Annotated in this window: 11 protein-coding genes and 1 pseudogene; 5 read left to right on the forward strand and 7 right to left on the reverse strand. The window is 64.1% G+C overall.

Going from position 1 to position 15028, the window contains the following annotated elements:
• The first annotated feature begins 104 nt into the window (after positions 1-104).
• Together BMY49_RS07780 and BMY49_RS07785 are read left to right on the forward strand one after the other, a co-directional pair.
• The gene (locus tag BMY49_RS07780; RefSeq protein WP_062372465.1) at positions 105-1028 is read left to right on the forward strand and encodes a MalM family protein; all 924 of its coding nucleotides are present in this window, start codon (positions 105-107) and stop codon (positions 1026-1028) included.
• Positions 1029-1083: 55 nt separating this feature from the next.
• Positions 1084-1608: a DUF1993 family protein gene (locus BMY49_RS07785; RefSeq protein ID WP_062372468.1), complete on the forward strand. Its 525-nt coding sequence runs from the start codon at positions 1084-1086 to the stop codon at positions 1606-1608.
• Between the two features lie 118 nt (positions 1609-1726).
• Here the strand turns inward: BMY49_RS07785 and ugpC are convergent, their stop codons facing one another.
• Positions 1727-2842: a sn-glycerol-3-phosphate ABC transporter ATP-binding protein UgpC gene (gene ugpC / locus BMY49_RS07790; RefSeq protein ID WP_062372471.1), complete on the reverse strand. Its 1116-nt coding sequence runs from the start codon at positions 2840-2842 to the stop codon at positions 1727-1729.
• 16 nt (positions 2843-2858) lie between these two features.
• A complete protein-coding gene (locus BMY49_RS07795; protein WP_074210958.1) occupies positions 2859-3965 on the reverse strand; it encodes an ABC transporter ATP-binding protein in 1107 nt (368 codons plus the stop codon).
• Between the two features lie 508 nt (positions 3966-4473).
• Between BMY49_RS07795 and ltrA the strand changes: the two genes are divergently transcribed.
• The 3 genes and pseudogenes from ltrA (at position 4474) to BMY49_RS07810 (ending at position 6203) form a co-directional block, all read left to right on the forward strand.
• On the forward strand, positions 4474-5427 hold the full coding sequence (gene ltrA / locus BMY49_RS07800) for a group II intron reverse transcriptase/maturase (protein ID WP_244154937.1): 954 nt from the start codon (positions 4474-4476) through the stop codon (positions 5425-5427).
• Between the two features lie 25 nt (positions 5428-5452).
• Positions 5453-5980 (forward strand): annotated as a pseudogene (locus tag BMY49_RS07805) (helix-turn-helix domain-containing protein); the annotation flags it as partial.
• A 67-nt stretch (positions 5981-6047) separates the two neighbouring features.
• Positions 6048-6203 (forward strand): hypothetical protein, encoded by a 156-nt coding sequence (locus BMY49_RS07810; RefSeq protein ID WP_208596182.1) that lies wholly within the window; start codon positions 6048-6050, stop codon positions 6201-6203.
• Between the two features lie 21 nt (positions 6204-6224).
• Here BMY49_RS07810 and BMY49_RS07815 read toward each other — a convergent pair whose 3' ends face one another.
• From BMY49_RS07815 to BMY49_RS07840, 5 genes are all read right to left on the reverse strand, one after another.
• Positions 6225-7805 (reverse strand): ATP-binding protein, encoded by a 1581-nt coding sequence (locus BMY49_RS07815; protein ID WP_062361343.1) that lies wholly within the window; start codon positions 7803-7805, stop codon positions 6225-6227.
• 481 nt (positions 7806-8286) lie between these two features.
• Positions 8287-9495 (reverse strand): DUF3322 domain-containing protein, encoded by a 1209-nt coding sequence (locus BMY49_RS07825; RefSeq protein ID WP_062361338.1) that lies wholly within the window; start codon positions 9493-9495, stop codon positions 8287-8289.
• Entirely contained in the window at positions 9492-12884 is a 3393-nt protein-coding gene (locus BMY49_RS07830) for an ATP-binding protein (protein WP_062361336.1), read from the reverse strand. The genes BMY49_RS07825 and BMY49_RS07830 overlap by 4 nt, the downstream gene beginning before the upstream one ends.
• On the reverse strand, positions 12874-13482 hold the full coding sequence (locus BMY49_RS07835; protein WP_062361334.1) for a DUF4194 domain-containing protein: 609 nt from the start codon (positions 13480-13482) through the stop codon (positions 12874-12876). Before BMY49_RS07835 ends, BMY49_RS07830 begins: the two co-directional genes overlap by 11 nt.
• Positions 13479-14936, reverse strand: a complete 1458-nt coding sequence (locus tag BMY49_RS07840) for a DUF3375 domain-containing protein (RefSeq protein WP_062361332.1) — start codon at positions 14934-14936, stop codon at positions 13479-13481. Before BMY49_RS07840 ends, BMY49_RS07835 begins: the two co-directional genes overlap by 4 nt.
• Between the last annotated feature and the right edge of the window lie 92 nt (positions 14937-15028).

Consider the following 15028-nt stretch of genomic DNA (forward strand, 5'->3'; position numbering starts at 1 on the left):
TCACGCATGGCGTGAGATGACAGTTTGCTGATCGTTGGCCGGTGCCCTGGGGCACCGGCATTTTTCCTTGTCACCGCTTTCCTGCCACCCCACGAGGTCATGATATGTCCATCGAAGTTTCCCACAGGGCGGCCAAACGCCGTCTCGCCCTGGCAGGCGCCCTGGGAGCGCTGCTGCTCGGCGGCTGCGCCACGACGACGCCTTCGGCCACCGAACACCGGCCCGACGAGGCCTGGCTCGAGCGCGCCAGCGATTGCTGTCGAGGGCTCGATTCCCTGCCGTTATCGCCGCTGGCCGGCCATGACGAGCGAACCTTGCGCTTCGGCCCCGAGACGCCGATTCACCGCTTCGATACTGGTCCCAGCCCCTTTCACGCCATGGAGCTGCCGCGCGGCATGGGGCCGCTGCGCCTGGAGCTGATCAGCCGTGTGTGGCGCGACGACCAGGGGCATCTGTCACTGTTCGCCCCCCTGGTGTTGATCCTCGACGAGACGGGCGCGATACAGCGCCGCTTCGACTGGCGGGAGTTCACCTACCAGCCGACACGGGGCCTGAACGACGACCGCCTCTACCTGAGCTTCGGTATCACGCCCTCGGCCCGGGCCGACCGGCTGGTGGTCCTGACGTCCGATGCCGCTCGGGCCGCGGAAAGCGAACTGCTGCACCCGGCGCGAGCCCAGGCACGGGCGCGTCATCTCGCCGAGCCGGCGGTGGTCGATCCGGTGGCGCCGCACCTGGCCAGTGGCGAGGTATCGCTGCGGGTGAGGCCGCTGGGCGAGAGTGATGGTCTGCTGGCGCCACTGCTGGGCAGCGGTGGCGCCGAGACGGTGCCGACGAGCCCGACACAGGCCGAGCCACCTCCTGAGCACGAGCCGGTCGATTCGGCGCCCCTCGACTGGCGACGCATGATCCGGGCCGCCCTGGATAGCGGTGACCTGGAGCTGGCGATGACACTGGCCGAGCATGCCGAACGTGAAGGAGAATCGGGCACCCGGCGTTGGCTGGCGGAACGCCTGGAGCGGCGCTGACGGCCATCGCCGGCGCTGGCGGGAAGAGACGCGACGAGGGAGAGGAGGGATAACCGTGACGGTTCAGGACACCCTGGTTCACTATCTGGAGCGCCTGACAGCGCTCATGGAGAAGATCGAACGACACGATACGGCGCGACACGGCATTCTGCAGGCCAGCCTGGCGCCGGATATGTTCCCCTTGCACACCCAGGCCAGGATCGCGGCAAACTTCGCGCTCCGCGCCTGCTGCCGGCTGGCCAGGGTCCCGGAGGTCTGTTTCGACGCCGGCGACGACCGAGACGATGGCGAGGTCAATCGCTACGCCAGCGTCCGGGAGCAGCTCGATCGCAGCCGTGAGTTCATCCTGGCGCTTTCCATTCCCCGGGATCCCGGGGACTCGCCGCTGGGCGAGGACACGGCGGGACACGCGGTCATCTCCCTGCCCATGGACGAATACGTCCAGGCCTTCGCCCTGCCGAACTTCTTCTTCCACTTGTCGATGGTCTATGCCATCGCCAGGGCGGAGGGCGTGCCGCTGGGCAAGGAGGATTTCGATGGCTATCACCGGTATCCGCCCGGCTTCTCCTTTCTCCAGTAGCCTGACGGGCCTGGCCGATCGTGACGAGAAGCCGGATCAGCAGTCGCTCGGTGTCAGGCCCGCCAGGCACCCGGGAGGCCCCGGTGCGGCGCACCGGGGCGGACGCGAGCCGCCCGCGTCATCGGGCGATGCCGGGGATCTCCACCTGGCGGGGACAGGCTTGACCCTCGGCATCGAACAGATGGCACTGCTCGCCGGACAGGCCCAGTGTCAGGGCTTGTCGGGGCTCGAGGCACGCCAGACGGTCGAGACGTTGGGTCACGGTGCCTTCGACACCGTCCACGTCGATGTGGGCGAGGGTCTCGTAGCCGAGCCGTTCTGCGACGCCCAGGCGACCTTGCAGCAGGGCATCGGCCGTATCCGGCGTGACGAAATCCTCGGCACGAATGCCCAGGGTGGCCGTGTCGCCCTCCGTCAGGCGCGAACCATCCACCGCCACGGGCAGTGTCTCGCCGTTGGGCAGTCGCACGCCGGTGCGCCGCTTGCCGGGATCGATGACCGTGACCGGTAGGGTGTTGATGCGGGGAGAGCCGATGAAGGCGGCGACTTCCAGGCTCTCGGGGAAGTGGTAGAGCGTCAGCGGCGCGCCGACCTGGGCGATGCGACCGCTGCTGAGCAGGACGATCCGGTCCGCCAGGGTCATGGCCTCGACCTGGTCGTGGGTGACGTAGACCATGGTGGCGCCGAGTCGGCGATGCAGTTCGGCGAGCTGTACGCGCATCTCGACGCGCAGCGAGGCGTCGAGGTTGGACAGCGGCTCGTCGAACAGGAATACCCGGGGCTGCTTGACCAGGGTGCGGCCGATGGCCACCCGCTGGCGCTGGCCGCCGGACAGTGCCTTGGGGCGGCGATCCAGCAGTGGCGATAGCTGCAGGGTGTGGGCGGCGGCCTCGACCCGTTGCTTGATCTCGGCCTTGTCGGCGTGGGCGAGCTTCAGCCCGAAGGCCATGTTTTCCGCCACCGTCATGTGGGGATAGAGCGCGTAGGACTGGAAGACCATGCCGATATCGCGCTCCTGGGGCGGCGTCTCGTTGAGACGCTCGCCGTCCAGGCACATCTCGCCCCGGCTGATCTCTTCCAGGCCGGCGATCATGCGCAGCAGCGTCGACTTGCCGCAGCCGGAGGGGCCGACGAAGACCACGAATTCGCCATCCTCGATGCTCAGGTCGATGTCTCGCGAGACTTCGACGCCGTCGTAGTCCTTGCCGATGCCGGTGAGTGTCAGGTGTCCCATTGGTGATGTCTCCCTGTCAGGCAGCGTGGCGCTGCGTGGCGATGGCCAGTGCCCGGTCGGAGGCGTCGAACAGGTGAGTATGCTCGACATCGACGCGCAGAGCGACGTCCTGGCCGACCTGCCAGTCGCTGGGCGCTTCGCTGCGGTGGATCAGCAGGGTGTCGCCTTCCCGTGGCTCGAGATAGACATAGACCTCGTTGCCCAGGTACTCGACGTTGACGATCTCGAAGCGGTTGTCGCCCTCGGCCTCGGCCAGCCGCAGGTGCTCGGGGCGCACGCCCAGCGACAGCTCGGCGCCGGGCCCTTGGCCGCTGGCGTCCTGGGGCAGCGACAGCTCGCCGAGCCCCGGGGCCTGGACCCGACAGCCCTCCTCGTTCCCGCCGAGCAGTTCGGCCGGCATGAAGTTCATGGTGGGCGAGCCGATGAAGCCGGCGACGAACCTGGTGGCCGGCTGCTGGTAGAGCGTCTGGGGGCTGCCGACCTGCTCGATGCGACCGTCGCGCAGTACCACGATCTTGTCCGCCAGGGTCATCGCCTCCACCTGGTCGTGGGTGACGTAGATCATGGTGGAGCCCAGGCGGTGGTGCAGGCGGGCGATCTCGTTGCGCATCTGCACGCGCAGCGAGGCGTCCAGGTTGGAGAGCGGCTCGTCGAACAGCAGGATGCGCGGCTCCCGGGCCATGGCGCGCCCCATGGCCACGCGCTGGCGCTGGCCGCCGGAGAGCTCCTTGGGCTTGCGGTGCAGCAGCTCCTCGAGCTGCAGGATGCGGGCCGTGGCCATCACGCGCTCATCGACGGTCTCGTTGGCCATCTTGGCCAGCTTGAGGCCGAAGGCCATGTTCTCGTAGACCGTCATGTGCGGGTAGAGGGCGTAGGACTGGAAGACCATGCCCACGCCGCGCTCGCGGGGCGGCAGGTCGTTGACCACGTCGTCGGCGATCCTGAGCTCGCCGTCGCTGATCGACTCGAGCCCGGCGATCAGGCGCAGCAGGGTCGACTTGCCGCAGCCCGAGGGGCCGACGAAGACCACGAACTCGCCGTCGCCGACCTTGAGGTCGACGTCCTTGATGATGTGGGTGCTGCCGAAGGTCTTGTTGAGCCTTTCCAGGGTCACGCTTGCCATCTTGCGACTCCTAGCCGGCCTCGGGGGCCGGCCCTTGTTTTGTGTGTGCGCCAGGCATGGCGCGCAGCGCCTGACTGGCGCTGTTTCCAAGGGTGGTGCCTTGGAATGACTTGGAGGTGAAAGTCCCCTGCACGCCCGGCAAGGGGAAGTGCTAGCCGACGGCAAGGGTGTCTCCCGCGAGGGAGAATCTGAAGGCAGCCCGAGGCAAAACGCTGGCCTGACGAACAGGAAGCGGATACGAGGCGTCATGGCGGGGTGAGGTGGCACGCATCACCAAAGCCCGATACTTGCACGGAACGCCATGACGTAAATCCGACAGGCATAAGCGGGAAGGTCGCGCGTCTTACCCTGGGAGGTCTGGTGGTCTGCCACGGTGCTACCGGCGTCGAGAGGCGACGGGATGGATCACCAGACGTCAGCAGAGGCCATAGTAAGTGCCGATTCACCCCGGCACCAAGGGCCGAACATGAAGAACCGCGAGTAGGCGATAACGTCTCGAGGATCGATCATGAAGACAGACACTGACGCTGATACCGTCACCCACCCAGAGGGGCAGGGGCGGAACCCTGAGTCCCGGCCGGTGGGCGTCGAGACGGTCCCGGCGTCGTCATCGTGGACGAAAGCGGAGCCCGCCCCGCTCATGGAGGCCGTGGTAGCGAAGGCCAACATGGCGCGGGCTTACCGGAAGGTGGTTGCCAACCAAGGCGCACCGGGTGCCGATGGCATGACGGTGGACCAGCTGGCCGATCACCTGAAACAGTACTGGCCGACGCTGCGTGAGCGGCTGCTGGCCGGTGATTATCATCCCAGCCCGATCCGGGCCGTCGAGATTCCCAAGCCCAAGGGCGGGACGCGGCAGCTCGGCATCCCCACGGTGACCGACCGGCTGATCCAGCAGGCGCTGCTTCAGGTACTGACGCCGATCTTCGATCCGACATTCTCGGCATCGAGCTACGGCTACAGGCCAGGGCGCAGTGCCCAGCAGGCCGTCTCGGCGATGAAGGCCCATGTCACTGCCGGCCACCGATGGGTGGTCGATCTTGACCTGAAAGCCTTCTTTGACCGGGTGAACCACGACCTGCTGATGGCGCGGATCGCGCGCCGCGTCCGCGACAAGCGGGTACGGCGCCTGATCCGCCGCTACCTGGAAGCCGGGATGTTCCAGGACGGTCTGGCTGCGCCACGCCAGCAGGGAACACCCCAGGGCGGACCGCTGAGTCCGCTGCTGGCGAATATTCTGCTGGATGACGTGGACAAGGAGCTGGAACGCCGCGGCCACCGCTTCTGCCGCTACGCCGACGACCTGCAGGTGTATGTCAGGAGTCGGCGAGCGGGCGAGCGCGTCATGGCCAGCCTGAGTGATTTTCTCGAGAACTCACTCCGGCTGACGGTCAACCGCCACAAAAGTGGGCTCTTCGTCGTTGGGTGTGGAATTCGCCCCCTGAGCTGGGCCAGGATATGACCTCCACGACGACAGGAGGCATGGCATGGACGGCACCCAGATTCTGACCCTCGGCCTGGGCCTGGAAGCGCCCTGGATCCTCAAGGACCAGCACCTGGATACCTCCGTGTCACCCCATCGCCTGGACCTCTACGTCGAGGCCGAGCGAGGCAGCCTCTACCCCTGTCCTGAGTGCGGCAAGGCCTGCCCGGCTCACGACTTCGCCGACAAGACCTGGCGGCACCTCAATTTCTTCCAGCACCACTGCTACCTGCATGCCCGCGTGCCTCGCACTAAGTGCCCCGTACATGGCGTCAAGCGCATTGAGGTGCCTTGGGCGCGGCCAGGCAGCGACTTCACCCTGCTGTTCGAGCAAGCCGCCATGTCGCTGGTCAAGGAGATGCCGGTACTGGCCGTCTCCCGGCAGCTGGAGATCTCCGACAAGCGGCTGTGGCGCATCGTGCACCACTACGTCGGCCGCATGCTGGGGGAGCTGGATTTGAGCAACGTGGCCACCGTCGGCGTCGACGAAACCGCCTCTCGGCGCGGCCAGCGTTACGTGACGGTATTCCTCGGCGGCGGATCAGGATCCGTTATTCAAAGAGGTGTTTTACTGCGAGGTGTTGCTCGAGCTAAAACGCATGGGCAAAGCGGTGCTGGTGATCACCCACGATGACCGCTATTTCCACCTCGCGGATAGGTTGGTGCGGCTGGAGAGTGGCAAGCTGTTGGCGACAGAGCAGCTAGATGGTGAGCAGCCGACTAGTGTGGAAATGGAGGCAATCGAACCGCCGTAGGGTTGTTGAGCCAAGGATGGTTCAAGAGCTTTTAACCAAGGTCTCCACCTCAAACGCTACAATCTGGCGCTGGGTGCTGGAAAACTCCACGCCGATCAGGTGTATGGGTTTGCCGGAGGCGCGGTGCTTATCGGCATAGCCCTTGTATTTGATTTGCGTCAGCGCTTTACCTTCTGGCAGTTGTTCGACCACCTTAAACTCAAACAGGTAAATATGCCCACCAACGTCCACACTCATATCCACCTTGCCGTGGTGGCTGGCATCTTCCACCGTCACATCCAGCCCCAGAGCGGCAAAGTGGCTATAGAAGACACTGGCATAGTGGCCTTCATATTGGGCAATGGGATTGTTGCGGTACCAGTCGTGGGGGAGTCCTGCATAAAGGGCTTTGAGATGAGCTTCCAAAGCAGCCAGATCATGGCGCTGAAAAATATCGAATAACGCCAGTTGATGGGTTTGTGCCTCGCTTGCGTTGATACCCAGTACCGGTAGCAATAAATCGTTGAGACTGCTTTCCACCTCTCGATTCGGAAAGCCTAGCGTATAGAGGCGATAGCCCAGTATGGGCTCCTGCACGTCCTTAATGGTGATATAACCCGTTTGAAAAAGTAGCCCTTCGGTGGTGATGTCATCCACATCAAAGCGCCCTAGCAACTGCGCTTTTGCCTGTAAGGTCTCCAATCGAGGGGTAAACACTCCCCGCTGCTTGAGGATATCGACCAAAAACGTCGGCGTCGCAGACTCAAACCAGTACGGGCCGAACTCTTGTTCTTGGAACAGCAACAGTACATCGAAGGGATTGTAGACAGACGTAACCTCTCGGCCACCCCAACGATAGCCGTTATACCACTTTTTGATTTCCTGACGGTCTAACCCAGACAGTTCGGGTTCAAATACTGTATCAATGTCGTCATCGGTATAGCCACAAAGGGTCGCATAGTCGGGCGACAGGGTAATATCGCGCAGATTGTTCAAGCCCGAAAACAGACTGACCTTGCTGAACTTGGAAACACCGGTAAGCAGCACAAAGTGCAAGTGCGGGTCGGCGTCTTTGATAACGCTGTAAAGGTTTTTCAGGCCCTCGCGTAGTTCTCGGGCGCGCTCCGACACCAGGATATTATCCAGAATCGGTTTGTCGTACTCATCGATCAGCACAACCACCCGCTGGCCGCTCTGCTGGTGGGCGGCGCGGATTAGGGCAGAAAATTCACCCGGTATATCGGTTTTATGATGCTGAGTAATGCCGAACTGCTCGCGTTGAACCCTTAACTGCTCACGAATACGCTCGTCCAGCCCTTCACGGCTCTGCATCACTCCATCGGCAAAGCTAATACGAATCACCGGGTAGCGCTGCTGCCAGTCCCACCTATCATGAATATAGAGCCCTTCAAATAGCGCTTGGCGGCCTTCAAACAGGCAGCGCAGGGTATCCAGCAACAGGCTTTTGCCGAAGCGGCGCGGCCGCGATAGGAAATAGTATTTGTTCTGATTAACCAAACGCTCGATATGCGGGGTTTTATCGACGTAGTAATAGTTGCCCTCGCGGATATCCGAGAACGTCTGAATCCCGATGGGTAACTTACGGCGGTGGGAATTCGTCACGGCGGCCTCCAGAGCAAAAAACAGCGATACAAATAGCAGTTTAGCATGCCCAGCGGCTTGGCATAACGCGTACTATATCGCGGAGCAGCCTCGTCGGGTTGAGTATGTCTACCGAGGCAATATTCGGTAAGTCTGGGTGTAGATCATTGATCAAATCGACGAGTAGAGTTATGGCCGATCAACCCGTAGATCTTGCCCTCTTTGAAACGGTGCGCCACAGAATGCAGCAGGCATTTGCCGTTGATCTCGAAACGAAAGTGGCACCCTTGACCTCGAACATGCTGGTTTCCTTGTGCAAGGAGTTTATCTTACAGGGAGTCGATCTCCATAGAGTAAACGAGAATCGTTGCTTCTATCTCTCGTGCTTGACCTCCTTGCATTTCTCAACTCTGGGCTGATTCAATTACCCGCACCCTGCTAGCTTGTTACCGATAGTCGATGCAGCGTTAGGTCATGCGTAGCATCGCGATAGCGGTGCGCATTAACGCCCTTGTGTAATGACCTCGGTCGCCGCCACCGCACGCTCGACGGCGCTGAAGGAGATGCGCTCCTGCTCCAGTCGCACCCTCGCGCCCAAACGGTCTGCGCGCAGTTCCTCGAACAGTGCCTGCTCGTCGGCGGTGAGCCGGGTGGGGTGGCCGGTGTAGCGCTTCTCCTCGGGTTCCTGGCCCCACAGGGGGTGGTGGCCCATCAGAGTGGGACGGTCCATCAATAGGGAGCGGGCATGGGGCAAGCTGGCGCGCAGGCGGTTGAGGATGCCGAAGCCGTGGGTGTCGATGTCGCCCCAGTACCAGAGCGCGCTATCGTGCAGCCAGGGGATCTCTCTCAGCCTCTCCAGGCCATAGCCCAAGCCGAAGATCACCAGGCTGGCGGATGTCTCGGGGAAGGCCAGGCCGTTGGTGCGGTTCTCGGTGATAAACACACGCTGCACCGGCAGGCTCAGCCCGGAGAACTCCTCCGGCGGAACCGCGATATCGCGCAGGCCCTGAATGGACAGCGCCGGGTCGAGCAGACGGAAGCGGATCTGCGGCGCTTCCGTGCGCAGGCCATAGCGGCGCGCGAAGCCCTTAACGCCGCTGGCATCGCGGTGGATGGCGGTCGCCGGTAGCACCACATCCAGCAGCTCGGCGAGCAGGCCCCGGCGGGTTTCGATGAACTTGGTGTCGACGCCGGGAATGTCCAGTTGGCGCAGGTAGAGCCCTGGCCGCGGGTGGGCCAGGAACCACGCCAGTACGGCCAGCAGGCGGGGCCAGTCGTGGGCATGGCGGAGCACGGCGAGGGGGTGGCGCGCTATCCAATCCTGCAGTTCGAGGTGGTGGTGAAGCAGGGTGTCGACCAGGGCCTGGAAGCGCTGGGCATCCTGCTGGCGACGGATCAGCTGCAGCGCCTGGGTTTCATCGGCGATGATCGCTGCCACCGGAATGGCGTTGCTGCCGTGAACCCGGTTGTTGACCTGCTGCCAGCGCAGTTCGTAGCCGTAGCCGCGTCTCTCCCGGCTCTGCTCCCGCAGTGCGTTCACCCAGTCCATCACCGCGCCGAAGCGCTCGGTGATGTCCCGGGCGCTGGGGCGGCGCAGGCGGATCTCCAGGGGGAACGGCGATTCGCCGGACACCCGGGCGGCGAGAAGGCGGCCGCTGTCCCAGGCCTTTTCCACCTGCGCGCGGATGGATGCAGGGGTACTCCAGCTCATGACGCGCTTATCATGCTGCGGGCGGCGCGCTCGGCGCGATACTCCTCGATGCTGAGGTTGCGCACCATCGAGTGCTGACCACCGTCGTTGTGCACATAGCCGACGTTGGCCACAAAGGGCTCAATGATGTGGATTTTCTGCAGCGGGGTGATGATCAGCAGTTGCAGATTGAGCCGCTGGAACAGCTCCAGACCGTAGCGGGCGGATTCGTCGGAGCCGCGGCCGAAGGCTTCATCGATGACCACGAAGCGGAATGAACGTGAACTTTGCCCGCCCGTTTCGAGGCCGAACTGGTAGGCCAGGCTGGCGGCCAGCACCGTGTAGGCGAGCTTTTCCTTCTGACCACCGGATTTGCCGCCAGCATCGGTGTAGTGCTCGTGCTCGGCGTCGTCCTCTCGCCAGCGTTCCGAGGCGGAGAAGACGAACCAGTTGCGCACATCGGTGACCTTGCGTGTCCAGCGCTTGTCGGGTTCGGTCTGGCCCTCCCGCCCGCGCAGGCGCTCGATGATGGCTTTGACCTGCAGGAATTTGGCTTCGGAGTACTCCTCGGTTTCCGAACCGGTCAGCGCCCCTTCGGTGCAGGCGCGCAGCGACTCGCGGAACTCGCGTACCTCGGGATCCGGGGTCGGTTCGGCCTGCAGGCGGATATAGCGGTTGGGGTTGTAGTCGATGGCGTGCAGCGAGCGGTTGATGGTATCGATGCGTTCGCGGATCAGCTCGCGCTCCTGGTTGAGCTTGGCCTGGAAGCCGGCCACCTCGCGGATGGTGTTCTCCTTGAGCAGCTTGCGGAAGTCGGCTTCGAAGCGCGGCAGGTCGTCACCGACCAGCTGCTCGAGCATGCCGCGGTACTCGTCGCCGGCGGCGATGCTGACGTCCACCTCGCGGGTCTCCAGTGGCCACTCGGTCTGGTAGCTACGCATGGCGTCGATGATGCGTTCGCCGAGGCGCTTGAGGCGTTTCTCCTCGGCGTCGATGCGCCCCTGAAGCCAAGTGCGCATCTCCCGCTCGGCATTGTCGCAGGACTCCACGGTCAGGCGCCGCTCGGGCAGGGCCTCGGGGCGTAGCGCGTCGAGGCGGGGAAAGTCGCTTTCGCGCACCGTGGCAGCGGTACGCTCCACCAGGGCTTCGGCCTCGGCCTGGGTCTCACCGGCCTGATCGTACTTGAGCCGTGCAGTGGCGCGTTCGTCGCGCAGCCCGGTCAGGCGCGCATCCTGCTCCTTGAGCTCTGCTTCCAAGTCGCCGAGCTGCTGCTGGAGCAGGCGCAACGTATCCGAGGTTGCCTCGAGCGACTGGCGCTCCTCCTCGAGTCGCTGGATGAGCAGCGTCGGGGTGTGCCAGTCAAGCTCCTGAAAGTGGCGGTAGACATCGATCCGGTGGAGCAGGGTGCCGCGGGTTTCCAGTTGCTTCTGGGTCTCCTGGGCCTGGCTCAGGGTGTCGGCCAGCTGCTGTAGCCGCTGCTGCAGCTGATACTGCTGCTGCTCCAGGGCGGCGATCTTGGCCTCGTTGCTCCAGCCCAGCACATAGCGGGCACGGTCATTGATGGCGTGGCGGTCGTCCTTCTCGTGGCGCTCGCCTTTGGCCTTGATCTGGCCGCTACGGGTGATGGCGCGTTGCTCGCGGCGCAACTGCGCCAGGTCGCGGCAGCAGGCGTAGTCGAAGCGGCGGGCGAGCTCCTGTTCCAGCCAGGCGTAGAAGTCGGAGTCTGGCCGTACGGCGAGCTTGCGCACCAGGGAGTCCGGGTGCAGCTGCGGCAGGCTGGCGCCTTTCGGCTCGCGCACCCGGTAGTAGACCAGGCGTCCACGCAGGTGGGTGCGGTCCACCCACTCGGCGACCTCCTGATAGTGTGCATCCGGCACCAGCAGCGACAGACCGAAATTGTGCAGCACGCGCTCGATGGCGCCCTCCCAGTCGCGCTCTTCATCACGCACCTGGATCAACTCACCGGCAAAGGGCAGCGACTCCACTGGCAGCCCGGTGCTCTCGCACAGCCGCTCACGCAATGCCAGCATGGCGGCAGGGATGTTGGAGCGACGCTGGCGTAGGGAGTTCAGCTCGCGCTCGACCTCCTCGACACCCTCGCGGCCATCGCGGAAGGCGACCGCCGCCTCGGTTACCGCGTTCTGGGCCTCGGCCTTGCGGTCCTCCAGGGTCTCGAGGGCGTGTTCCACCCGCTGGCGGTTCTCCACAAACACCGCCTCGTCGCCCAGTGGGTCCAGCGCCAGGCGCTGGGTAAGCGTTTGGTACTCCTCGGCCCGCCGACGGCGCTCATCGGCCCGCTCGCCCTGATCCTTGATCTGTCGCTTGAGTTGCTCCAGGCGGTCGCCGCCGTTGTCGGCAATGGCCTGCTTCAGCTCGTCGCGCTTGGCCTGGTTGTGCTGTTGCTCGCTGGTCAGCGCCTCAATACGCGAGGCCAGCCGTTCCAGCTCCCGCTCCAGCTTCTCCCGCCGCTGCTCAAGTAACTGTGCCTTGATTCCGGCGAACCAGGGTTGTAGCGCCTCGCGGCAGGCGGTGAGCTCCCGGGCCTGGTCGCTGGCCTCGGCGTAGCGGTCCAGGTTGTCGACCATCGGCTGCAGGGCGTCGATCTGCGCTTTCGCCTTGAGCACCGCCTGGTGGGCGCGGTCAAGGTCCTCGAAGTGACGGATCAGCGCGTCGATGCGCTCCTCCACCGCGAAGGCTTCCAGCATATGCCCGCGCACGAACTCGGTGAGATTGCCGACCGATTTCATCGAGACCGTCTGGTTGAACAGCTCCAGGGCCTGCTCGCTGTCGAGACCAAAGCGCCGGCGGAACGCCGCCCCATAGGGCGGGAAGTGGTCGAAGAGCTCCACCTGGGGCAGCTGGCGCAGGCGCTTGCGCAGGGCATTGAGGTCGCTGCCGAAGTTGGCGAAGTCCTCGGTGATGGTCAGCGGCCGGTCGGCGACCACATAGCTGCGAGCGGGTTGCCCTTGGCTGTCGCGCAGCCAGAACAGCTGGGCCAGGGTGACGTGCTGGTCGTAGCCGGCATGGTAGAACTGCGCGAGAATCACCGAGTAGCTATTGAAGTCACGCAGGGCAACGGGCTTGGCGGCCAGGGCGCCGTCGCTGCGCTCGGTCTTATAGTAGCCAAGCACGTAGGAGCGCAGGCTACGCTCGCGCTGTTCGGCGCCGGCGGCCTTGTTGTAGGTGATGCGCTGGGCCGGTACCAGCAGGGTGGTGATGGCGTCCACCAGCGTCGACTTGCCGGAGCCGATGTCGCCGGTGAGCAGGCTGGTTTCGCCATTCGGTGCCAGGTGCCAGACTCGCTGATGAAAGGTGCCCCAGTTGTAGACCTCCAGGCGCTGGAGCCGAAACCCGGTGTGAGAGTCGTCGCTGGCGAAGTCGAACAGCGCGTTCTGCGGATTATCCGTCATCGTCGTTATCCAGGTGCTGGCGGTAGTCTGCTAGGTGTTGGTCGAACTCGGCGAGCCATTGGGCGTCGACGAAGGCGGCGAGAATGCGGCGCACCTCGAAGCGCTCCTCCTGGCCGCGCAGCCGGCGCAGGAAGCCCAGTTCCACTACCCGCTTGATATGGCTGTCCATGCGGCTCATCAGGCGCACTTCATCCCCTGTTTCAGGCAGGAACAGGCGCAGCATGTCGGCGATCTGCTCGCGAGAGAGAATCAGCCGCGGATCGCAGCCGGTGGCGTCATGCTCTGCCAGCTTCTTGCGCAGCAGTGCCAGCAGCAGGCTGACCGGGTAGCTGAGCTGGCGGCGTGGTACCAGACGCGGCAGCTCCTCCTCGCCCTCCTCGGTCGGGCGCTGGCGCAAATAGGCGTAGCCCTCGGCTTCGTCCAGGATCAGCTCCAGCCCGAATACACCGGCATGGTCGCGTACTTGCGCCTGGAGTCGCAACAGATCCTGCCACGCTCCAGACTGGTCATCGCGGTAGAGGACGCCTTTGAACAGTTGGATCAACACCGGAGAGAGCGCCGGTTCGCGCTCGTTGGGTGGGGTGCCGGTCTCGTTCATGGGTGGGCTCCCTGGTGGCCACTAACGAAGATCACCGCAGGCAGGGCGGCGCGGCGCTGCTGGCCCTGGTCATCGGTCCAATACACGACCTGCTCCTGCGTTTCATCGACGAGGCCCAGCCCCTCCCCGGTGGCCAGGCTCAGCCAAGTCACCAGCTCCGCCAGTCCCTGTTCCAGTGGATGCCGCTGCAGCAGCGCCTCCAGGCTGATCTGGCGCTGGGTCTGCAGCGCCTGGCGTAGCCGGGCCCGCAGCCGCTCCTTGTCCACGTAGACCTGTTCGAACAGTGGGTCGGCAGCGATGTCCGCGGTTCCCTCCTCGAGCGGCGCCTGCTCGATACGTGGCTTGATGGGAGGGCTGAACAGCGGCCGATCCATGGCCAACTGGACGTCGGGGGCGGGAGCCTCTACGGTCATGAAAGGGGTGGTTGGCAGGTTCTCGCGCACCGCCAGGGCGTGCTGTTCCAGACCGCGCAGCAGATCCATGATACGCCGATTCTCCAGCCAGGCTTGATCGTCCAGATAGCGTCGCAGCTGTTCGGAGAGCCGGGCCACGGTGCGCTGGGTCGCTTCTCCGGCGGTTAGCCAGTCATAGTGGATGCGGCGCAGCCTCGGGTCAGGATTCAGCTCAGCGACCGGCTCCAGCGACAGGATCGACTCCAGCAGTTCGGTGAGCTCCTGCTGGCGGTCGGCGGACATCAGGAAGTCCCAGAAGGCACGAAAACTGCGGCCCTGGTCGGAGTCTGTAATGGCATCACGCTGGCCCAGTACCTCCTCCAGTATCGCGGCCTTGCCGCCCTCCCAGGTGGCGATTCGTTCGCGTACCTGGCGATCCAGGTCACGAAAATTCTGCTCCACCTGGCGGAAGTCGGCCAGTAACGCCCGAGCCGTGTCGGTGGCCTGAAGAAAGCGCTCGCGTAGTCGCGTGGGATCCATGAACGCCATATGGCCGGCACGAATCTCCTCGATCTCTGCGTCAATGGCGGCGCGGCGGCGACTCAGCTCCGCGATGCGCGTCTCGGGATCCGTTTCGCTGTTCTGGGAGATGTCACGTAGCAGGTCGAAGACCAACTTCAATCGCGACTCCGCCCCCACGAAGGTGCGCTGCTCGAGCCCGGCCAGCCACTGAATGGCTTGCTCGACGGCAGGTATCAGGTCGTAATGCGGTTCGTCCGAGTCGGCGGGAAAATAGCGCCGCAGCCAGCCGCGTTCATCGCTGGCCCAGTCATTCAGATACTCCCGCGCGGGCTTTGGGAAGTGCCCTTCGCCCAGCCCCTGGCGAAGGTGGAACAGATAGTCTTCCAGCCTTGCCGCCAGCTCCTGCTCCGGCAGGCTGCGCACATTGGGCTCGATAAAACTGCGATGCACGAAGGCAATGATCAGCGGTGCGTGGTCGGCCAGCAGCAGCCGCCAAGCGGGATGGTATTTACGTAGACTGTTGAGGTAGTCGTAGTCCATGCGGCTGGATTATGCTCTATGAATAGCCACCCATGTCCAGGCCGCACAGGGGGAACTAGGTAGCCTTGAACAGTTGGATTGAGATTCGTTCG

It is taken from the genome of Vreelandella aquamarina (genome assembly GCF_900110265.1).
Lineage (GTDB): Bacteria > Pseudomonadota > Gammaproteobacteria > Pseudomonadales > Halomonadaceae > Vreelandella > Vreelandella aquamarina.

Excerpts from the sequence above, each read along its gene's own strand:
- BMY49_RS07780 (WP_062372465.1), top strand. The coding sequence starts at position 105 with ATGTCCATCGAAGTTTCCCACAGGGCGGCCAAACGCCGTCTCGCCCTG.
- ugpC (WP_062372471.1), bottom strand. The coding sequence starts at position 2,842 with ATGGGACACCTGACACTCACCGGCATCGGCAAGGACTACGACGGCGTC.
- BMY49_RS07795 (WP_074210958.1), bottom strand. The coding sequence starts at position 3,965 with ATGGCAAGCGTGACCCTGGAAAGGCTCAACAAGACCTTCGGCAGCACC.
- ltrA (WP_244154937.1), top strand. The coding sequence starts at position 4,474 with ATGAAGACAGACACTGACGCTGATACCGTCACCCACCCAGAGGGGCAG.
- BMY49_RS07810 (WP_208596182.1), top strand. The coding sequence starts at position 6,048 with ATGGGCAAAGCGGTGCTGGTGATCACCCACGATGACCGCTATTTCCAC.
- BMY49_RS07825 (WP_062361338.1), bottom strand. The coding sequence starts at position 9,495 with ATGAGCTGGAGTACCCCTGCATCCATCCGCGCGCAGGTGGAAAAGGCC.
- BMY49_RS07830 (WP_062361336.1), bottom strand. The coding sequence starts at position 12,884 with ATGACGGATAATCCGCAGAACGCGCTGTTCGACTTCGCCAGCGACGAC.
- BMY49_RS07835 (WP_062361334.1), bottom strand. The coding sequence starts at position 13,482 with ATGAACGAGACCGGCACCCCACCCAACGAGCGCGAACCGGCGCTCTCT.
- BMY49_RS07840 (WP_062361332.1), bottom strand. The coding sequence starts at position 14,936 with ATGGACTACGACTACCTCAACAGTCTACGTAAATACCATCCCGCTTGG.